The following is a 21,430-nucleotide window of genomic DNA, read 5'->3' on the forward strand; positions in this document are numbered from 1 at the left end:
GAACCGCCCCGCGAGGAACGCCGTCACGATGAGCCCCAACTCGATAAGCAGTCTCATAGCTACCCACCCCGCCTCAGCCTCGGCTGGGTCAGCCGCCTAATCTGCTGCTCAGTTCGGCGCACGTCGGCCGCGATCTCGCCCTGGACGATCCGCGCCGCCCTGTCCGGATCGTCGAGCATGGAGCTGGCGTCGGCGTTGGGCTCCGTAACCAACATCTCGTACAGCCGGCCGAGGAAGAAGCCCGCCGCCAGAGCCAACAGGACGAGGATGACGCTCATCACCAGTCCACCTCATTCCCGAAGCGGGAGACACGCCGGGCGATGCTGGCCACCGTGAGGTTCACGATGGCCGCCACAGCATCGGCCGCATCCACGTTGCTGTGCTCCGCGTTGTGCTGTACCTGCTTGAGGTACTGCACTTCGGAGATCGCATACTCCGAGACGGCCGAGATCGCCCGGATCGTGGCCTGCTCCATGCGTGTCTCCGTGGTCAGCCGAGCCAACTCGCGGGCCGTCTGTCGGTTGAGGACAACCCGGTCAACTCGGCGCATGATTTCACTCATGGCCTTCTATTCCCTTCTGAAGGAACTACGGGCGGAGACCGCCCGGAGAAGGCCGCCTGAACCTAGGAAGTGCGGCCCGTGCCTTGGCGAAGTTGACCGTATGCAGTGCCCACTCGGCGATTCAATTGCTTTGACCGACGACCTTGACTGCAGCCCTTCTAGCAGCTGATATGCGGTCAAGTCGGCGGTGAAGTCCCGCCTAGCCTCGTCACGGGCAGCGACTCGATCTTGCATTCTAATTCTGGATGAGTTTAACTAAGATAGTTAAGCATCCAAATCTTATGAACGAATCCTTCCAAGGCCACCCCGCGCCACAACCACCACTCGAACCCGAACAGCCTCAGCACGAAATGGCCGATATAACCTTTGAATGGCTTTCTGCTAGGGTGGCCGAGCTGAACGCCGAGGATGATCGCCTCAGTGAACAGAATCCTGCCTCGACGGCAGGGGAGGTCGCGCAACGGCGTGAAGAACTGTCTCGGCAGATGCAAGAATTGGGAGAGCAAGCACTCGACTTTGCCCGCCGGAAGCCGGAAACAGGAAAAGCGCTCTTTGAGGCAATGACCATGAGTGATCAGGACGCCGATCAGGCGTTCATCGCATATCAGATGGCGGACTACACGAACATCGAGGGGCAAGTGCGAGACGGGATAGAAAACTTCGCCAGCCTGTTGCTGAGTGAAAGCGACCGGGGGTCCGAAGCAGCGGAATTCGCGTTACACGAGGCCGCGGATCATGGCAAACTCAACGCCTCGCAGGTGGCCGGTATTGCAACGGAGGTAGCGCGGTCCGCCCAGCTACTCCTCAATGGCTATGCGGCCAAAGCTACTCCTTCAGGAATTATCCGGTACACCAAGCACGAGCTGCCTCGTCCCCAGAACTGATCATGTTCGTCCGTCATACTCTAGGGTGTGCCCGCAGTGACGCCCCTGATGAAAGAGCTGAGGAAGTTGGCCGAACGTGGCGTTGATCGCACATTCCAGCAGGTGAGGAAAAACAAGCCGCTGGAGCTACCACTACTTTTTGAGATAGTGGACGAGGTATGCGGCGAACTCTGGGCGGGCGCCGAGGCGCAGAAGATTGATGCGATCAAGAAAACGATACGGCGTGCCGCCAGTACCAAACGGCTTTCAGCGGAACCGCTTTGGGACAGATGTCCTGTAACAATCGCTCACGCGGCCCTTCGGCTCTATGACCTGCTCCCCGTATCCAAGCAGCTCGAACAGCGCCACAAGGACGATAGAGACGACCGGTACGAAATGCTGATCAGCATTCTCAAAGAAGAGTCCAAATGGACAGGGCATGGCGAGTTTAGAGGCCCGCCGGTCAAAGTTCGCCAGGAGCTTGCGCGAGCTTTAGAAGCTCTTGTCACGCCATCTCTTGAGAGACACCAAGCGATTGTCGACGCCGATTCAGAAGAGTCACAACCAGAACGTGCGCCGCAGCCTCAAGCGGATCACGAGCCGAAACGCGGTGAGCCTGTCACCAAGCCGGCACCGCCGTCACAAAGCTATAAGCCCGAATCGCCGATTGAAGTGCTGCAACCCCGAACAATCTACATAGACCAGTCTCAGGCGCAACCGTCCAACCACGCTTTTGCCGATGATCTCGCGTTGTCCTTAGCCATGCGTCACAATATGCACCAAGGTACCTTCGCGCGGGCGTACTATGGTGCGATCGCCGGGAGAGGCGAGGGTACACCGAAATTCTGGAATCGCAGGACGCGCCTCGCCTTGGCTGAGCTGAAAATAAAGTTTGACGCGAGAATCGGCACAGCAAAGATGCGTGGCGCTGCCAGACATGCCCGATGGACTTCCCCAACGGCCTACAGCGACCTCGGACTGGACACCTACGAAGGCGCCCGCAATATGTACCGGCTGATCATGGAAGAAGCAGCCGAAGCAATACACAACCGGGAAATCTCCGTTCATGATGTGGTATCCATTCTGACGAGTAACCGCCAGCGGCCCGATATTTCCGGGCATGACCCTCACGCGATGGCGGAGCAAATTGGACTATCGGCTGACAGGTATTCGAGGATTCTGGCAGGCTATTACAAGGGGAAAGGCGTTAGGGGTCGAGTTATCGACGAGGATGGCGAAGTCGTTCCTGGGATCGAACAGGCGGCCGGTGTCCGATACAACGCCGTAGGGCAAAGCGTGGCACCCAGTCTCATTTCCATTAGCGAAATCGACGCCTGGATGCGTGGCGCGATTGAACACACTGACCCGCAAGTGCTTGCCGCTGCCCATGTCGAAGCCATCAAGGTGCTGGCACGTCAGATCAGAGAGCGCCTTGAGCGGACGATTGAGGCCCAGAAGCAAGCCGAAGTGATGGCCGCTGAACATCCGAACAGCGCGAGCGTACAGCACTTGCTCGTGACCAGGGAGCTCGAAACGAAGCGACAGCTGGCTGCCGTAGATGCCCTACATAATGCGATGCGGTCATCAAGTCCGACGAAAGTCCGGTACTTCGCGGAGGATGTCCTATGGCATGCGCTTGACATGGGTGCCGCGGGCCGGATCAACATCGAGGAGCTTATCAACCAACTCCACGATGATAGGGAGTTCCGGCGATACCGCAGGCGATGAGATGTACCTGCTATGCGGACAGCGCGCAGGCTACCTCAATGCGTTCAGCCTTACCTGCGCTTCAGCCAGCTAAGGTGTGGCGGGACGAGCAGGATACAACATCTCAGGCTTTGATAGCCGATGTAGGTTCAAGTGATAATTGCTACGAGCACTGGGCGCCACTGCATTCCTCAAATGCCGTGCTTGCTCGCTTCCATCTTACGTATGCACGGCTCCAAAAAGCTCACTGTGGTGTTGGCTATCGCTTCAGTCGTCGTCGAGCAAGCTTCGGCGTAGGCTGCGATTTAAGACACTCAGCCGTCAGACACCGGAGGCCGGCCTTACGCCGCCGTCTACGACTCCGTGGAGCTGAGCCCTCCGAATTTTTCGGGGATTGTTGCAAAGTCACTCACGCCGGAGCCCAGTCGTCATGACTTAACCAGGACGCCGTGACGCGTGCCGGTCCAGGCATCTGCGGGTTACGGCATATCTCGGATAACAACTGCATGTGGCCGTCAGTGCCAATTCCATAAGCGATCCCTTGCAGCGTCCCGCTGTTGAGATCGGACCGGTCGCGCTTCCAGATCGCGAACTGGGTGGCCAGGCTGGCCCGCCACACCAGCTCGGAATCCTGACCGGGACAATGCGGAGTTGCCCAAGCCGCGGTGTGGCGGATAGAGGCGTCATACCCTGGCTTGGACAGGATTGCTTGTATCAGAGGCCGATGCAGATCGACATTGAGGTTGGTGAGCGTACGCAGGGTGCTGAGCGGAAAGGTGCCGGCCCGCGCCGTGAGGTCTCTGGTTAGCTGCTTCAGGACGGCCCTGGCTACGGGTAAACGGTAGGGCGTGGCTGCCATGAGCATACTGGCGATCATGCGGCGATCCGGATGGGGGTCAAACACTGCGCCCTCGATCATCAGGGCCAGGGTGTCGTCCGGCAGTTCCTGACCGAGATCGTGTGCCGATGTCGTGGCCAGCCTCGCGCTGATCACGCGCTCGGCTGGAGCTTGGCTGGGTTGGTGGCGCGTGTGATGGGGGCTGCCAAGCGAGAGCCGCTGAAGCGCTCGACGCAGTAGAGGTGTGTTAGGGAGTTGTTGCAGTAGCCGGTGGCCGACCTCGGCGGCAAGCGGCAGTAGAGCGTCGTGCAGCGTCGGATCGGTCACGAACCCGCGGACGATATCGGCCAGGCGGACGGCCTGTGCTGGTAGGAAATGTCGATGGTTCACCTTATGCATGGCCGCCAACAGTGCGCCGTGCAGAGCTCTGCTGTGGTCAGGATGCTCGATCTGGCGAAAGATGAAGTCCGTGGCGTCCCGCCTTCCGGTCACCTCGAGCAGAGACATCGGCTCGATGAAGGCAGGCGAGGCCGTGTCACTGGCGAGCGCGATGCAAGCGGCGACGGCGTGGCTGGCGGCCACCGGATGCTCCAGCAGCCGGCTCATCGCCTCCTGCCGCTGGAGCCAACCCTCGTATACCGCTACCACCAGTTCCGACAGCAGGTTGTCGATGACATTCCGCCATAGGCTCGGCGGATGCAGCACGAGATTGGGTTGCAAGGCAATGAGTTCGCTGAGCTCGCTCCACTCCGCTCCGCGCATCGCCCCTTTGACCTGAGCCTGGTCTAACAGCTCATGGAGCCGCCGGTAACCATGCTCCGCCTCGCCGCGGGGAGCCAAGTAACCGTGGGTGGACGAGCCATAGGCGCGCACCAGCGCGTCGTTGATGGCCACCAGCGATTCCGCCGGCAGATCGAGCAGCTGCTCGTACCGGCGGATGGTGGCGTGCGTGGCAACCAGCTTGCCGCTTTCCCACCGCGTGATGTGCGATGGGGCCAGTTCGCGCTGGCCGTCGTGGCGGAAGGCGTGAGCGAATGTGCGACCTGAGCGCAGTGATGTGTTTGGACCATGGAGCCGGTTGGCGCGCAATAACCAACCTATGTAGCGCGTCGTGGGAGCCTCAGGCACGGCCCACGATGCCTGTCCACGGAGATCGATATCAAGACATGAATGAGTATCATTCACTGTCTGCTTTTGGCAGCTCAGCCCGATGATCCGGCGTCTCACCATGACGTTTGCCTTGTACGCGGTGTTGCAAGGACCGACGGCCGATGCAATCGATCACCGCCAGGCCAGCGCCCTGCCCTAGGTTCCCGACCAAGGTGTCGGCGCATCCATGCCGTCCGGTCTCTGTGGGGTGGAGAAGGTGTTGGTTATTCGCAACAGCAGACGGGGAAAGCAAGTTCAGGCGACAGCGGCTCAGCGGCGTGTCGCCACGTTGGCCATCGTGGCGATGTTGTCCACGATGGCGGTGGCGCCGGCCTCGGCGCACCAGCCCGAGCCCGCGAAGCCGGGCTCGGCCAAGGAGCATGTGAACCGGGCCAGTCGCGCGCCCATGAAGCAAAACTATCCCGGTGGACTCGCCACTCAGCGGTCTTCGTCCCCTGTGGCGGCCGACGCACGCCGGGTCGGAACGATGGCCAAGGCCGGCCAGCCAGCCCAGCAGCCGCTGGGAACCAATAGCGCGAAGATTCAGGCGACCGCGGGCGAGATCGTCGCCCAGCGGGACGCGACGAGCACGGTGCATCGAAACGTCGATGGGAGCTTGACGCGTAAGGAGTATTTCGCGCCAAAATTCTTCAACGTCGGCGGGCAGTGGCAGGCGGTCAACACCAGCCTGGTGACCGATCGCAATCCGCGCGATATCCCCTCACCGCGGCTGGCGGACCTGGAAAGGCTGGATGGCGAGCCCAGCCGCGCGTTCCTGACCGTGTCAGCCAACGAGTGGCAGGCACGGTTCGCACCCAGCGATTTTGCCGGCGGGATGATTCGCATCCGGATGGGCGGCAGCCAGGTGGGGTTCCAGCCGGTCGGCGGGCGGACGGTCTCACCGGTGGTCTCGGTGAATCCGGACGGCAAGCAGCGTGTGCTTTATCCCGATCTATGGCCCGGCGTTGACGTCGAGTACCTGGTGTATGCGGCGGAGGTGAAGGAAAACATCATTCTCAAGCACCGCCACGCCACGCCCGGTGCGGGGTTCAACGTGCTCGGCGCGCAGCTGCAAGCGGGTCCAGAGCAGGACGGCCCGGCGTTCACCATCCACGGTGCGCTGAACAACGAGTTTGGCATCACGCCGATCAACCTGATACTTAACAACTTTGGGTATGTGAGCGATACGTCGGTGTACCGGCAGGAGTACCGGGATGGACAGCTGGCCATCTCGGTTGATGCGCAGTATCTGCAAGGCTTACCGGACGAAGCCTTTCCCGCGGTGATCGATCCAGGCGTGTACCGCAGCCATTTCGGCAACCGTGCCGGAGGCAACTATGTGTCCTTCAAGAGCGATGGCTACATCTGTCCGTCCAATGTGTGCAACACGCAGGCCGGATCGCTCCAGGACAGCAACTATGTTTGGCGATCCTGGCGCAGTGCGTTCCATTCGCCCTACAGCTGGTTCCAGGACCCGAACAAACGGTTGGTCCACGCCAATCTTCACCTGACGATGCGCAGCGGGGTGAGCTGGTGGCCGGGTACCACCGACGGCCGCTGGGTTGATACATGGCATGCCAATTGCCTGAACAGCTACAACTGCGTGAACTGGGGCTTGCCGGGCGGTGAGACCCACATGGGCTCAGTCGGCGACATCGACGTTACCAACATCTACCGGACGCTCATCAACGGCGGCGACTTCGGCGGTTGGTTGATGATCACCGGTGAGGAAGGAGCATGGGTCTCCTACAAGAACTTCGACCCGGACAACACCTTCGTCGACTTCACCTATTACGACCCGCCGCCGGCGCCGGGCATCGCCGTCCCGGCGCCCTACCAGACGTTCATCGACCCACAGGTTTCCCTGAAGCTCAACGGCATCGGCAACCCGAACAACGGCGACCCGCTGGAGTACGAGCTGCTTGTCAGTTCAGGGCCGAATGGCGTCGGCACCGTCATCAGCTCGGGGCTGATCAACACCACCCAATGGACGATCCCGGACGGCTTACTGCAAGACGGCTCGACCTACTATGTCCGGGCCCGCAGCTTCGACAACACCGGCGGCGGCTGGAGCGGCTGGAGTGGCTCGGTAGCGTTCAAAATCGACACACGTACCGGCAAGGACGCCACCCAGAGTTACGACACGCTCGGCCCGGTGAGCGTTGATCTGGCCACGGGGAACCTGACCACCAGCCTCAGCAGCCACAGCTCGGCCGCGCTCGGCGGCTCCTTAGGCGTCAGTCTTGACTACAACTCGCCACTGAAGTCCCGCCAAGGGCTGATCGGCCAGTATTACAACAACATCGACCGCTCGGGCACACCGGTGATGACCCGGCTAGACCAGAACCTCGACTTCCACTGGGAGGCCGGTTCGCCGCTGCCCAGCGGCCAGGCCGACAACTTCTCCGAGCAGTGGACCGGCTATTTCGTCGCACCGGAGACGGCCGCCTACAGCTTTGGCGGGATCCACGACGACAGCTACAACGTGGTCGTCAACGGACAGACGATGTACAGCAGCAATGGCTGCTGGCCCGATCCCTGCTACGGCGGCGGCTCCATCAACCTGACCGCCGGCCAAGTGGTGCCGATCAGCGTCGCGCATAGCGAGTTCGGTGGCCACGCCCGCGTGCACCTGTACGCCAAACGCAACGGCGGCACGGGCCAGATCGTGCCGAAGGAGTGGCTACAGACCGGCGTTCGCCCGATAACGCAACACCATGGCCTCATCGGCAGCTACTTCGACAACTACGACAACACGCACACGTTCTCGGCCGCCAACCCGCTCGTCATGAAGCGCACCGATCCGTTCCTCAGCTTCGACTGGAGCACGGCGGCACCAATGCCCAACGGGCCGGAGCGCTTCTTGGTGCGCTGGACCGGCTACGTCACCGTGCCATTCGCTGGAACCTACATCTTCGGCGTCAAAAGCGACGATGGCGCCAAGATCATGCTTGGTCAGAACAACACGGTGGTCTACAACGAATGGGTCAACCGCGGTGCCACGGAGAGCTACGGTGCTGGATACCAGCTTACCGCCAACACGCCGACCCCGATCATCATCGAGTACTACGATGCCGGCGGTCCGGCAAGCTTCCAATTCAAGGTCCAAGGCGCGGTACCGCAGCAGATCGTGCCCACCAGCTGGCTAAGCCCGAGCGCCCGGGTGCTCCCGGATGGCTGGAGCTTGGGGATCGATCCGGACGGCGATGTGTCCTACGACCGGCTGTCAGTACGCCAGAACAGCGTCGTGCTCACCGATTCCACCGGCTCAACGCACGAATACGCCTGGACCGGCAGCGGCTACAAGCCACCGGTCAACGAGGACGGACATCTGGCGCGCAACAACGACGGCACTTTCACCTTGCAGGACGTCGACGGCCGCACCTACGTCTTCCACGCCGACGGCCTGCTGGCCTCGGTCACCAGTCCGGTCGATGACCGTCGGCCCGCGGCGCTGCAATACACCTATGCGGGCAGCCCGCCGAAGATCACGCAGATCACCGACGGCGTGACCAACCAGCGCTGGGCCAAGGTGTTCTACAGCGGCGCCAACGAGTGCGGCAGCGCGCCCAACGGATTTGACGCGCAAGCGCCAGCCGGCATGCTCTGCGCCGTCCAGACCAACGATAGCCGTGTCACGCACTTCCACTATGCCAACGGACAACTGGCCCGCGTTGCCGAGCCGGGGAGCGAACTCACCGACTTCCAGTACGAACAGCTGCCCAATGGTTCACACCGCATCAGCTCCGTGCGGGACGTGGCAGCCAATGATGCTGTTGCGGCGGGCGTGCGCGCCAATGACGCCAGCGTCCTCACGCAGATCGAGTATGACGTGCTAGGCCGTGCCAGCAAGGTCACCCAACCGGCGGCTACGGCTGGTGCCAACCGGATTCAGCACGTGGTCGAGTACCTGCCCGGCAATGGCGCGATGTGGACGGAACCAGAGCTGATCCCGGGAGTAACACCTTCGGGCAGTCCCAACCTCGTCAATTTCGGCGACAACCGTCTCGCGCTGTTCGCTAGGCATGGCGGCAGTGACTTGAATTATCGGGTTAAGGATCATAAAGGTTGGAGTGATTGGCAGCTGCTGGGTACCGCCTGCATACTGGACGACCCTGGTGCCGCCAGTTGGGAGGCTGGTCGCATCGATCTGTTCGTTCGCGGCTGCGACAACCAACTGCATACCAAGGTTTATGCCAATGGAGGTTGGAGCGGCTATATCGGCCTGGGCAGCACGAGCATCACGTCCTCGCCCTCGGCGACGTCGTGGGCCAAGGATCGGTACGACGTGGTAGCTCGAGGCCCGAGCAACGAACTGCTGCACCGCGCCTGGACACCGTCGACTGGATGGACTGGATTCGGCAGTCTGGGTGGCTGTATTTCCCAAGCCCCAACCGTCTCGACATGGGGTTTCGACCGCCTGAACATGTACGTTCAGGGGTGCGGCAATCCCAGTTCTTTCTTCTCCAGATACTGGGGGCCGGGCTGGATTGACTTTGCCGTGCTCACCAACGAGCAAAACATGTCGTCAGCCCCGCAATCAGTTTCCACGCCCGACAAGCACATCCATGTCGTGGCGCGCGGAGCGAATGGCGCGCTTCGCTACCTGCACTTCGATGGGCCGGCATGGGCCTGGGACGGCGGCTGGCAGACGCTGCAAGGGTGCATCGTTGGGTCACCAGCCATCAGCCAGCTCGGCAGTACCACCATCGTGATCTACAAGGGATGCGACGGTCAGCTGTACGAGACGCGGCGGGTTCCGGTAGCGGGTGTCACGCGACAGCACATCGTCGGATCAGCCGAGCCGAACGGCTACACACGGCAGATCACTTACGACCCGATCCTGCGCACCATAGAGGACAAGGACATCGCCGGGCTTGCTACCAAGACCGAATGGCACCCGATCAAGGACCTCGTGCAAAGCACCATCGACCCTGCAGGGCTCAGAACGGCGACGCTCTACGACGACGATGCCCGCCAGGCACACGTATACGGACCAGCGCCCGCGGCGTGGTTCGCAGCCGGTGGCAAACCGCTCGCCAATCATGTCAACGAAGTGCCGCACAGCGAAACCAAGTACGACGAAGGCATCGTCGGTCCAGCCGTCGCCTGGTACAACACCAGGCTCAGCAGCTCTGGCCAGCCCTACTTCTTTGGTGCTCCCAAGCTGCATACCACCGGGCTGATGACCGCCACCCCGCTGACCATCCGCGCCGATTACAGGACAACCCCTGTCCCCATAACGGTTGATAGTGGCAACGACAACTGGGGCTACTCGGCCACAGGCAAGCTACGTTTCCCCGCCGGCGGCACATACACCTTCAAGATATGGCACGATGATGCCGCCAGAGTCTGGGTTGACGACAAGCTCATCATTGACGACTGGACCTACGTTGGTGAGACGCAAAAGAGCACCACGGCCACCTTCGTCGCCGAGGCCAACAGACCCTACCGCTTCCGATTCGACTTCGCCAACCGCAACACCGCATTTGTAGAGGACATCTGGCTCGCCGGCCCGGGCATCGCCGACCAATCCGGCCAAGGCCTCGGCACTCGCGACTGGACATTCCTTAGCGCCGGCTACAGCCTCGCCACTTCTACTAAAGTCTTCGACTCCCAAATCGGCGATTCCATCACGACCACCAACTACGGCCCGAACCCCGAACTGGGCCTCGTCCACAGCACCACGGTCGACCCCGGCGGGCTCAACCTCACCACAACCATGACGTACGAGCCACAAGGCGCCGAAGGTGGCTTCCTACGGCAGACCAGCAAGACGCTGCCTGGCGGCGGTACCACCACCTACGCGCATTACGGTGCCGCTGAGACGCGTGACAACCCTTGTACGCCATCATCCGAGGCATTCAAGCAAGCCGGCTTCATGAAGCTCAAGACCGAGCCTGACCCCGACGGCACGGGACCGCAGACGGGCCGGGCAACCGAAACGGTTTACGACGACGCTGGCCGAGCGGTTGCCACCCGTTACAACACCGACAGCTGGACCTGCACCACCTACGATGGGCGCGGGCGGGTGACCCAGACCATCATCCCGCAGATCGGCAACGAGCCGGGGCGCACCATCACCAATAACTGGGCAGTGGGCGGCAGCCCGCTTGTCACCGCGACCGGCGACAACATCGGCGACATTACGACAGCGGTCGACCTGCTCGGCCGAGTGGTCAGCTACACCGACGCGCACGGCGATACGACAACCAGTACCTACGACAACCTCGGTCGGCTGACCGCTCGCAGCGGCCCGCTCGGCAATGAAACTTTCGTCTACGACAACCACCACCGCCTGATCGAGCAAAAGCTCGATGGCACAACGCTCGCTTCCGTTACCTACGACGCCTTCGGTCGGCTAAAGCAGATGGACTACCCTGCCGCGGGACAGCTTCGGCAGACGGTCGGCCGCGATACGCTGGGGCGGCTGGACGCGTTGACCTACCGGCTCGATGTCGGCAGTCCGGAGATTGCTGACACAGCCGTGTATGCCCAATCGAACCAGGTGATGCGATACGTCGCGAGATCCGGTGCAGCTGAGGAGTGGCGCACTTTCACCTACGACGCTGCCGACCGCTTGGTGTCGGCCCACATTGGACCGGTCCTGTACACCTACGGCTTCGGACCACAGGACACCGGCTGCGGCACCGGCTCCAACATGAACACCAACGCCGGCAAGAACAGCAACCGTACCAGTCAGAACGTCGGCGGCGTTGCGACCTATTTCTGCTACGACTACGCCGACCGGCTCATCAGCAGTAGCGACGCTGTCTACAATGGGGCAACCTACGACGCTCACGGCAACCTGAAGCGACTCGGCACCGGAACCACACCTCTGTGGCCCGGTTATGACGCGTCAGACCGCAACTGGGGCTTCGAGCAATACGACGACAACGGCAATGGCGTCGGTCTCTACTACGACCGCGATGTTCAAGGCCGGATTATCGGGCGCTACAAGAACGAAATCGTTGACTGGGATTGGCGCTCAGCCGGTGATTGGTTCTACACCTTCACCGGCAGCGGCGATACGCCCGATATCGTGCGCACAGCCGGCTGGCAGATCGTCGAGAAGAACATTGCCCTGCCGGGTGGAGTGCTGGTGACCCTCAAGCCGCAAGAGACGACACAGGCAAACAAAGCAACGTACTCGTTGCCGAACATCCACGGCGATGTGCTGCTGACAGCAAATGGCTTGGGAAACAACACTTCTACTGGCAACGGGCCGGCAAACAGTTTTACATATGATCCATTCGGATCTGTACTTGCTGGTAGCAGTACCTTCCCAAGCAATACAGCTATCGGCTCCTATGCCTACGTTGGGCAGCACCAGAAGCTAAGTGAGACGCTCTTCAGCCTCAACCCGATCCAAATGGGCGCGAGGGTGTATCTACCAACGCTTGGCAGGTTCGCTCAGGTCGACCCCGTCGAAGGCGGCACCGAGAACGCCTACGTCTATCCGGCTGATCCGGTGAACGAGTTTGATCTGGATGGTCTGCGCTCGCAACGCGGAAAGCAATCGAAGAAGGCACCATCACTTTCTGAGTTGCAGAAAGGGATTTGGAAGAAGGTAACGAATGGGAATTCGCTGACCAAAGCCGAAAAACGTCTGGTGCCGGGTATCAGGCGGCTGGTCAATAGCACTACGAAGAAATTCGATCTCGAAAAGCGATCGAGGCAGACAAAAGACGCAGTCAAGAAAGGTGCCGGTGGAATAAAGGGTGGATTGAACAGGGTCTTTGGCCCTATTATAATCATGCCTAAGTCGATAATTGACGGCCTCATGTACGGAATACCGGGCCCTCCGGCGTAGCTGAAGGTTCAAGCTCGAAGGCCGACTTGATTCGGCCTTCGAGCTTGCCATGCAGTAACCTTAGATATATAGTTAGAAACATATGTTAAGGAAGATGAGCTTTAGAGGCGTAGGAGTAGATCGACCAACTCGGGACACGATGCTACTGCACCATTCTGTGCACAAAAAGACCCCGAATGCTGTTGCTGCTGTCCTGTCGGAATTGGCTAATAAAGTCGACCACCTCGGATCAATCGACTTGCAGCTCGGCTACCTTGATCCACCACTAATGGCGGACGATAACAGACGACAGGTTACCATCGAATTTGTTGCAGCGAGCGATAAGAAAAGAGTGTCGACTGGTTCGGCTGAAGTAAGCGTTAGGCTCGATGCTCAAAGCTCCGAGGTTTTCCGAACTCTATTGCGGCTTACGAAAGGTCATCAGCAGGGAAATGTTAGCCGTCTTCTACGGCTGGTGGCAGAGGAGCTGAAAGGTCATCGGAACATTATTGTCTATGATCTCTTTCTGTCGACGTACTATGACGAGGCTGTCGAACCATATGTGCAACTCGTTCTATATACATCAAGGCCAATCGCGAGGGTTGCGTAGCTTTTGGTTGATGAATTCTGGGGTGTGGTGTGACGTAGCTACATCTGGATAGGGGATGGTCCATCGTCTAGGGACGAATCGCGAGCTTGGATCCGGTCGCTGACACCCAAACGAACCCCACGCCACCTTTCGGCCACACCCAACCATCAAAGCTGAGCGAGATCGAGGGCGTTGGCGCCGATGCTGGCAGACTGCTGACACGCGGATGCTCCGCGCTCGCGATGTAATCGAGTACCTTGACGCTCTCGATCCCACAGCCGCCATAGAAGAACTCGACGTTGAGCCCTTTGGTCGGTCGGGCGACATCCAGATGCAATACGTTCCCGCGGCGACGCACCAGGGCTCGGAAGGTATAGGAAACCTGGGGGCGCACGCCCTGTTGGTCCTTCTGGTCGATGTGGACCGTATAGACCTGCATGCCGGTGCGCGCCGTCTGTCGAATCTTCTGCTCGACACCATCGACGGAGAACTGCACCAGCTCGAAGGCATCCTGCGAGCCGCCGTTGAGGCCAGCGGCGGGCTTAAAGAGCCAAGTCGTCGTGGATGTGGGATCGCGCAGCAGCTTGCGATACTCGTCCTCGTCGGACACGCAGGAGAAGCGCATCACCGAACTCGGCGCGTCAACGTTATATTGCCAACGGATCGTTGCCATGAACATCTCGCCATCGAGTGAGGGCGGGCCTTCGTTCCACGGCGCCAGGGAGACGGACACATGCGCGTCGTAGTTCCGACTGCGGGCTCGCACCACCTGCTGGCGAAGGTCGGCGTAGACGTCATCGGCAAGCTGCTGGTCGCCAAGCCGAAGTCCAAGGCAGTTGCGGATGATCCGGTCCAGCGTTTCCGACGAAGCCACGTTCGTCAGCGACTCTGGCCTGAAGGCGAGCGCATCAACAACGGCGTCGACGAACGCCGGCGCTCCATTTTGGATGAGCCGCTCCTGCTCCTGGCGACTGTGCTCCTGGGCGTCCTTCCAGGCCACGAACTGAACGTAGATCGCCACCATACCAGTAAAGAGCAACCCCGAGCCAAACTCCGCGGCCGGCAGGCGCCGCAACCAACTCCAGTCCGGCAACGGCTCCGACCAGCTGGCCAACACCAACAGGCCGACGCCGATTGCGATGCAGATGACCGCGAGGAGCGTGAGCTTGGTCTTGTAGAGCCGGTAGAAAGGCGAACTCATATACAAGATCAAGTATAGCAGCCTACGCAAGTCCGAAAGGGTCGCTCGCGCGACCAGGCCCCGAACTGGGGGAATGGTTCGGGGCCTGGCTTTTCCGGCGGAGGATCTAGCGGGAGAGAAGGGCTACTTGCCGCTGCCGATCGGGCTGCCGCCACCGCCGCCATTGCGAGTGCTGCTCACGCTCATCACCTCCTTTCGGTGCTGCGGAATCCATGAGAGGTGGAATGCTTAACATAATCAACAAGATGTTTAGACAGTAGTTGAAAAGACAGTAGATGAGTTGTCTCTGGATTCAAAGGCAGTAGACGTATGAGCTTGGTTTGTTATGACAAAACAGCCCAGCTCAGCCGCCAAGAAGGTTCCGAAACCCGAACCCGAAAAGCTTTTCGGCCAACGGGTCCGCGCTCGTCGAACAGAGCTCGGAATCACCCAGGAGTCCCTTGCCGACATCTGCCAACTGCACTGGTCGTACGTCAGCTCGGTCGAACGCGGCGTACACAACCTCACGTTGCAGAACATCTTGATCCTGGCGGAAGGCCTTGGCGTCGATCCTGGCGAGCTCGTGCAGGGGCTGCCGGCTCCGAGCCCGGAGCACCGGAAGCGGACTCGAACGCGTTCTCGAGGCCGCGCTTGACCGATACCGCGGTGCTACGCGCGCGCAAAGCTTCGCCCAGCACCTCGTCGGCCTCGCCACCCCGTCCGTAGGTGAAGATGCCAACATGGAGTTGGTTAGCATGCAGTGGCTCGCGTTGATGCCTCACGGAGCGAGCAGGATCGGGCAACGAATCCAGAACGACGTTGGGCCTTCCGCGGGCGGCTTCAAGCTGGGTCATTGGGTCGCACCTCGTTTGTGTGAACGGACAGATCGGTCTTGCGGAAGAAGCGGAGGAGCCGCCGGGGCTCGGGGACTGGCCATCCTCAGGCCAGCTGCCAGACAGACCGCCGTGGCATTGCGCAGCGGCTGGCACGGCCACGTCGCTTGACAGCAACGACAAGGCATACTCGCGCTGCCTTGGTGCCGAGCCACGATCTCGCCGGCCGTCCGCACCGTCGCGCTCTCCGGGTCGAAGATGAGCTTCACCGGTGTTCACCCGCCTCAGCCGCTTCGAGCAGGTCGAACAGATCTGCCAGCTGCCAGTCGAGCGCCTTGAGCACGCCGATGGCCCACTGCGCGGCCGCACAGGGAAAGCGACCATGGCAGTTGCGACACACCACACCGTGCGGCCAACTCTGCGGCACGTGCACCGTCGCGACCCACCGCGCCTGCTGGGCCTCCTGATCGTACGGGCTCGCCGCGTTGGGTTGATCGCCCCCGTTCGTCGCGCACACTTCCCAGGCGCTACGAACGTGATCTACCTTCACGCTCAGATAGCCGGTCATCGTCAGACCTCCACCGCGTTCCGTTGGTGGCACCCGGCCGGACGGAGACAATTATGATCGCGGCCGACCGGGGCTCGTCGGCAGGGACGCGAGCCTTGCGGAGGCTTACGTTCCACACCAGGGATGACCGTAGATTTGGAACGACCGACGACGAGGCATCAGCTGTGACGGACACAGCTGGTGTACCGCCGATGTTCAGCGACGATTAATCTGTCAGGTTTGCCGCAGCGACCAAGGGGCGAAGGTCTGTTTCGAGAGCGGGTTTCGCCCGAGCCTTGATGTGCCGCAACGTCTCCCGAGCCACCGAGCTGTAACGAAACTCCTCCGGCGACTCGCGGTGCATGCGCTGCAACATGTGAATGGCGGCAACGTCGTTGCGGGCCAACACGTAGCAGCGCGCGGCGTCCAGATGGAAGGTCAGCCGCCGCTCCACGGCCGGGGCTCGGTCGATCGGGAGCTGCTCGGCAACAGCAAGCGCTTCGCCAACGCGGCCGAGGTCAATGGTGGTGGACATCCGGTGCAGGGCCACGTTAGTTGGCCCGAATACCATCCGGAAGTGGTTGGTCTCGCCCGTCTTGGCTGCCACTCGCGCTGCCACCTCTAGCAGCCGACCGACCTCACTACGGTCGTCCTGCTGGGCTGCGACAGTGGCACCGAGCAGATGCAGGCCGCCAAAGACCGCCAAGCGGGCCGCCGAGGGCTGCGCCAACCGCGGGGTGAGGTCATCGATGGCCTGCCGAATGACCTCGCGGGCGTGCCCGACCTTGCCCTGGGCTGAGAGAATCATGGCCAGGTTCCAGGCCGCGGCCGCCGCCATGTCCGGGTCATCAGCGTCGAGTGCGCACGCCACAGCTCGGTCCGCGGCCAGCAGCGACAGCTCGTACTCACCAACCCGCTTCGTCCAGGTCCGCGTCAGTTGGTAGAGCGTGCTGGCCAACCGGAGTGTTCGCCGACGGTCGTGCTCGGTCGCCTGGCGGACAGCAGCTTGGGTGCGATCGATTAGCCCGGGTAGCTGGGCGCCGACGGCGTTGTAGCGAAAGGCCGAGGGTTGCTGCCAGCTTTGCCAAGCGCGCTCGATGTCCTGGGCCAAGGCATCGAGGTGCGGTGGTTGGTTTCCGCTGCGTGTTCGAGCCATCAGCGCAGAGTGGACAGCGTCAACCGAGGGGTGCGTATGGCGGCCTGGAGGCGCCACGGTCAGCGGTACGCCGGTCAGCTCGCGCAGATCCCTGATCTTGAGTGCTTGCGCGAAGTGGATCAGTTGGGAGAAGCGCGTGACCAGACGGTCGCCGGATTCGATCTTCTTCATCATGGAGAGGGAGATGCCGACGAGGCCCGCGAGCTCGGCCTGCGTCAGGCCGCGCCGGGCGCGATGAGCAGCGATGCGCTGCCCGATGGCCCACTCGTCGATTTCCATACCAGTCCAATCACCTGCGACATGCTGGCATCCAGCAACATCAGTTTACGCCTGGTTGGCATACTCGGGCGGTGACTACTGCCGCGACCGACGCCTGCTTGGTGCTCTGGGACATCGACCACACCTTGATCGAAACGCGGGGAGTCGGTGGCCGGCTCTACCGGCAGGCTTTCCAAAACGTGACCGGTGTGGTGGTCACGCAGGAAGCGGAGATCACCGGCCGCACCGAACACGCCATCTTTGACGCGACGCTGCGCTTACACGGACTTGAACCGACCGAGCACCTTCGCGCGGGATACGCCGTCGAGTTAGCCAGGCTGTACAACGAGCACCGTGAGCAGCTTGTGGCGGTTGGTCGCGCGTTGCCCGGGGCCAAGGCGGCGCTTGCCGCGCTTGCCCAGGAACCCGGCATAGTCCAAACCGTACTCACGGGCAACCTGCGGGCTGTCGCCGAGACGAAACTCCAAGTGTTTGGGCTGGACAGGCACATCGACTTCGACATTGGGGCCTACAGCGACGACCACACCGAACGCGCCGAGCTGGTCACGATCGCGCAGCGTCGAGCCAGCGCCAGGCATGGTGTCCCCTTCGAGCGCCGCAACACCGTGATCGTGGGCGACTCGGTGCACGACCTGACGGCGGCTAGGAATGGCGGTGCGGCGTTCGTGGGCGTGGCATCAGGCGGCAAGAACGCAGGCGCGCTTCGAGCTGTTGCCACCGTCACCATCCTCAGCGATCTGACCGACACCATGCGGGTGGTGCGAGCGATCCGTGACATCTGTCGTCAATGAGCGAGCGAGATCCTCGGTGCTCGCCGGATCATCCGCGTAGCGCTGCGCAAAGCCACATCGCCTGGGCGGCAGGTTATCCCGGATGTGGCCGGCTCGGCGAAGCAATGTCTCGCCAAATGGAACCGGTGCGGGTGATTAGTATGCCAGCTCATCCACATAGACAAATAACCCATGTTGGTGGTATGCAGCGTCCGAGTATTGTTCCGCCCGTTGATCGCGGAGTTGAGCATGTCAGCACGCCGCCAGTGGAAGCCGTATCTCGTCCGGTGGTCAATCGTCCTGGTGTGCGCCATGATCAATTTTGTCGTGATATTCACGCTCAGCAAGCGAGGTATGCCCAGGCTGCTGGCGTGGCTCAAGGGCTGGGCGCTGTTCCCTGGAGCGAACGATGTCATCGACTGGTTGGGCGACCTCGGTCCCGTAAGCCTGGCGTTGGGCGCGTCAGCGGTGACGGTCAGGGTCGGCGCGTTGTGGGCTCGAAGAGCTGCGCAGGAACAAGATTCGTCGAGCGGCTTGCCCTCGGCCATGGCATCTCTCGTCCGAGCCTTTCGCGAAGGTCGCTCGTTGATGCGCCCAGGTCTGGTATGGACAACTGCTGTCGTGGCCTTTGTAGTTATCCCTATCTGGACGATCGTCCGGCTGCTGCAGAATCCTGGCAGAATTTCGCTCGATACTGTCCAGTGCTTCGTACTCGGCGGGGTCGTTATGGCTGCCTTGGCTACGCGCGCGGGACCATCGATAGAGCGGCTCATGGCGACAACAATTGGGACCATCTGGCGGTGGGGTTCGGTTGATCTACGCGGCCGTTGGCAGTCAACTTACCAGTATGTCAGTGACGGCGAAGCCCGGACGGCGGTTCAGATCATGCAGATTACTCAAATCGGACGCGTAGCCCGCGGCCGGAATATCGGGGGCAGCTCGCCGCATCGACACTCGATCAGAATGACGATTAATGGAGACTATGTCACCGGCGAATGGCGCAACATTGTACGTGGTGCGCGACATCACGGTGTATTTCAGCTGCGAATCAAGGCTAACGGACGACAGATGGTCGGGCGCTGGGTTGGGTTCGACAGCGAAGCGAATATCCAAGACGGACTATGGACGTGGGAGCGATTGTGACGGTGTGGAACCCGACGGCGGATGATCCGCCGAGCAAGGATGTGCAGGAACTGGCCGCGCATTGGTCGCCCTCTTCGGTGCTCGACGTGGGGTGCGGCACCGGTCGCAACCTTGCTCCCTTCGACCGGCCGGGGTGCGCACTCTATGGCTTCGATCGCGATCTTGACGCTGTGAAGGTTGCGCGGAGCCGTTTCGAACGGCACAAGGGTGATGCGATTTCGATCTGGCAAGCCGACTTGCGGACCTATGAGGCGGAGCAGACCTTTGACCTGGTGCTCTGTTACGGCGTACTGCACTTCTTGCTGCGCCTCGAGCGGTTGCAGGCGTATGCGAAGCTTAAGTCTTGGGTAGCTCCAGGCGGCCTCATATCGGTTGTGATGTTCAATGCAGTGACACCGATACCGGATGATCTGCGGTCTTTAATGCCGGAAGCCCCATCCGATAGCCAAGAGATCCTGACAGCTTTCGAAGAGTGGTCCATCATCCGGCATCGGTCTTACACCTATGAGGACTCACACAATGCCGGAACTACCCGCCATACCCACTCGATTGATCGGCTGCAGGCGAGGAAGCCGACGGAGGCGCCCACATGAATAGGATCATGGTCGACTGGCGGCAGCTCATCGGCCAGTCCGAGTTTCTACTCCTGGACGGTTTTCATGCGCTGAAGCATGCCATCCGCTTCGGAGCAGAAGTGCCATTGGCAATCACTGATGACAAGCCGGGAGCTCTTCGCCTCGCGAGCCAGCTGGCACCGGACATCATCCCGTTCCTCGACAAGCAGTTAGCCGAACTTGCCAGCGATGTCTTCAAGGAGCTCCTCCCGCGGGCACACCCCACTCGAGTGGCGTCAGTAGCACGCAGACCGGGCTATCGCGCATTAAGAGCGCAGCTGTATACGGAATCTCGTGGTGCTCCAATCGTCCTCCTCGACAACCCACGGAACCTTGGTAACGTTGGCGCGGTCGTCCGAATAGCTGCCGGTTTCGCTGCCGCAGGGGTCGTGACGGTCGGTGAGGTTGATCCATGGCATACGAACGTCCTGCGCGGCAGCGCAGGGCTTCACTTCGCTACGGCCGTGCTTTCAGCAGCTGCCGACGACTTACCACCTGGACCGGTTTACGCGCTGGATCCAGGTGGCACTGACATCCGCTCGCTGGCGATTCCCGATGACGCGCTCTTGGCGTTCGGATCCGAGCGACACGGTATCTCGGACATCATACGGTCGCGAGCGACACAGCTTGTTGCCATTCCCATGAGACCGAAGGTTTCGAGCTATAATCTTGCGACTAGCGTCGCGATGACCCTCTTCTGGTGGTCGTGCCAGGAAGTACTGGGTGACTAGGCTTATGTGGCTGGCTCTTTGGAGTGACGACGAGCTCTTTATATCCGGTTTGGTCGTCGAACTCCCGTGCGAAGTTAAAGCTGGTGTCGTCAACGAGCGCCACTTCTGTCGTGAGCCGAACTATGCACCCATCCGAGAGATGGCCACCGAAGACCGAGCCTGACTTATCCGAGACCGATGCGTGGAGATGGCAACCCTCCGGCGAAAGCGTTCCTTGAACCGTAATTATCTCCACATCTTCATCGAGCTCGACGAAATCCTTGGCGCCGGGCATGCGAAGCACAACTCTGGACAGCCCGCCGACGCACGTCAAGATGTAGCCTGCGCCGATGCAGTGTTGGCGAACGTAGTCTTCTATTGTCCGCTTTAGATCTTGTCCCGTAACTAACCGAAAAGCATGAGTTTGCACGATATCTCCATCTTAGCACCAAGATCGATTTTTCGATCATATTTGGCGCAGTGCTGCGATTCTAATCAGTGCCTCGCGATGTCATCATGATGACCTTGAGCATTCTAGAAGGCGGTAGCGTTTTCCCCGAATGGTTTTCGCACGCAAGAGCTGTCGGAGCTCCGATCTCATGTGATCCGCTCGGGGACGGCGGCGTGGCATAGTGCTCCGGGAAAGCTTCATCGGGCACCAGTCGTAGCGACCAGGTCGTAAGACGCGCTGCCAGTTT

General features: G+C 60.9%; 15 protein-coding genes. 8 read left to right on the forward strand and 7 right to left on the reverse strand.

Features of this window, described 5'->3' with window-relative positions; genetic code table 11:
• Positions 1–59: 59 nt before the first annotated feature.
• Both DM816_RS03930 and DM816_RS03935 read right to left on the reverse strand, forming a co-directional pair.
• Entirely contained in the window at positions 60–278 is a 219-nt protein-coding gene (locus DM816_RS03930; RefSeq protein ID WP_117208670.1) for a hypothetical protein, read from the reverse strand.
• On the reverse strand, positions 278–550 hold the full coding sequence (locus DM816_RS03935) for a hypothetical protein (RefSeq protein WP_162907081.1): 273 nt from the start codon (positions 548–550) through the stop codon (positions 278–280). Before DM816_RS03935 ends, DM816_RS03930 begins: the two co-directional genes overlap by 1 nt.
• 257 nt (positions 551–807) lie before the next feature.
• On the opposite strand from DM816_RS03935, the gene DM816_RS42140 reads away from it, so the two are divergent.
• Together DM816_RS42140 and DM816_RS42145 are read left to right on the forward strand one after the other, a co-directional pair.
• On the forward strand, positions 808–1,446 hold the full coding sequence (locus DM816_RS42140; protein ID WP_162907082.1) for a hypothetical protein: 639 nt from the start codon (positions 808–810) through the stop codon (positions 1,444–1,446).
• Between the two features lie 27 nt (positions 1,447–1,473).
• Positions 1,474–3,153, forward strand: coding sequence for a hypothetical protein (locus tag DM816_RS42145; protein WP_162907083.1), 1,680 nt, complete (start codon positions 1,474–1,476; stop codon positions 3,151–3,153).
• A 388-nt stretch (positions 3,154–3,541) separates the two neighbouring features.
• On the opposite strand, the gene DM816_RS03955 is transcribed toward DM816_RS42145, so the two are convergent.
• Positions 3,542–5,200 carry a hypothetical protein gene (locus DM816_RS03955; RefSeq protein WP_162907084.1) on the reverse strand — a complete coding sequence of 553 codons (1,659 nt, stop codon included), beginning with the start codon at positions 5,198–5,200 and terminating at the stop codon, positions 3,542–3,544.
• Between the two features lie 127 nt (positions 5,201–5,327).
• On the opposite strand from DM816_RS03955, the gene DM816_RS03960 reads away from it, so the two are divergent.
• Positions 5,328–12,932, forward strand: a complete 7,605-nt coding sequence (locus DM816_RS03960) for a PA14 domain-containing protein (RefSeq protein WP_162907085.1) — start codon at positions 5,328–5,330, stop codon at positions 12,930–12,932.
• 656 nt (positions 12,933–13,588) lie between these two features.
• On the opposite strand, the gene DM816_RS03965 is transcribed toward DM816_RS03960, so the two are convergent.
• Entirely contained in the window at positions 13,589–14,713 is a 1,125-nt protein-coding gene (locus tag DM816_RS03965; protein WP_162907086.1) for a hypothetical protein, read from the reverse strand.
• 313 nt (positions 14,714–15,026) lie between these two features.
• On the opposite strand from DM816_RS03965, the gene DM816_RS45455 reads away from it, so the two are divergent.
• The gene (locus DM816_RS45455) at positions 15,027–15,335 is read left to right on the forward strand and encodes a helix-turn-helix domain-containing protein (RefSeq protein WP_117208678.1); all 309 of its coding nucleotides are present in this window, start codon (positions 15,027–15,029) and stop codon (positions 15,333–15,335) included.
• A 443-nt stretch (positions 15,336–15,778) separates the two neighbouring features.
• Here DM816_RS45455 and DM816_RS03975 read toward each other — a convergent pair whose 3' ends face one another.
• Together DM816_RS03975 and DM816_RS03980 are read right to left on the reverse strand one after the other, a co-directional pair.
• Entirely contained in the window at positions 15,779–16,081 is a 303-nt protein-coding gene (locus DM816_RS03975; RefSeq protein ID WP_117208679.1) for a hypothetical protein, read from the reverse strand.
• Between the two features lie 205 nt (positions 16,082–16,286).
• The gene (locus DM816_RS03980; RefSeq protein ID WP_117208680.1) at positions 16,287–17,495 is read right to left on the reverse strand and encodes a helix-turn-helix domain-containing protein; all 1,209 of its coding nucleotides are present in this window, start codon (positions 17,493–17,495) and stop codon (positions 16,287–16,289) included.
• A gap of 71 nt (positions 17,496–17,566) precedes the next feature.
• On the opposite strand from DM816_RS03980, the gene DM816_RS03985 reads away from it, so the two are divergent.
• The 4 genes from DM816_RS03985 (at position 17,567) to DM816_RS04000 (ending at position 20,753) form a co-directional block, all read left to right on the forward strand.
• Positions 17,567–18,286, forward strand: a complete 720-nt coding sequence (locus DM816_RS03985) for an HAD family hydrolase (RefSeq protein ID WP_162907087.1) — start codon at positions 17,567–17,569, stop codon at positions 18,284–18,286.
• A gap of 210 nt (positions 18,287–18,496) precedes the next feature.
• Entirely contained in the window at positions 18,497–19,408 is a 912-nt protein-coding gene (locus tag DM816_RS03990; protein WP_162907088.1) for a hypothetical protein, read from the forward strand.
• Complete coding sequence (locus tag DM816_RS03995) at positions 19,393–20,001, forward strand: class I SAM-dependent methyltransferase (RefSeq protein WP_162907089.1); 609 nt, start codon at positions 19,393–19,395, stop codon at positions 19,999–20,001. Before DM816_RS03990 ends, DM816_RS03995 begins: the two co-directional genes overlap by 16 nt.
• Positions 20,002–20,009: 8 nt before the next feature.
• Positions 20,010–20,753: a TrmH family RNA methyltransferase gene (locus tag DM816_RS04000; RefSeq protein WP_211588537.1), complete on the forward strand. Its 744-nt coding sequence runs from the start codon at positions 20,010–20,012 to the stop codon at positions 20,751–20,753.
• Here the strand turns inward: DM816_RS04000 and DM816_RS45640 are convergent.
• Positions 20,698–21,162 carry a PPC domain-containing DNA-binding protein gene (locus DM816_RS45640; RefSeq protein WP_162907090.1) on the reverse strand — a complete coding sequence of 155 codons (465 nt, stop codon included), beginning with the start codon at positions 21,160–21,162 and terminating at the stop codon, positions 20,698–20,700. The genes DM816_RS04000 and DM816_RS45640 overlap by 56 nt on opposite strands.
• Positions 21,163–21,430: the final 268 nt, after the last annotated feature.

This window comes from Allorhizocola rhizosphaerae (assembly GCF_003426775.1).
Classification (GTDB): Bacteria; Actinomycetota; Actinomycetes; order Mycobacteriales; family Micromonosporaceae; genus Allorhizocola; species Allorhizocola rhizosphaerae.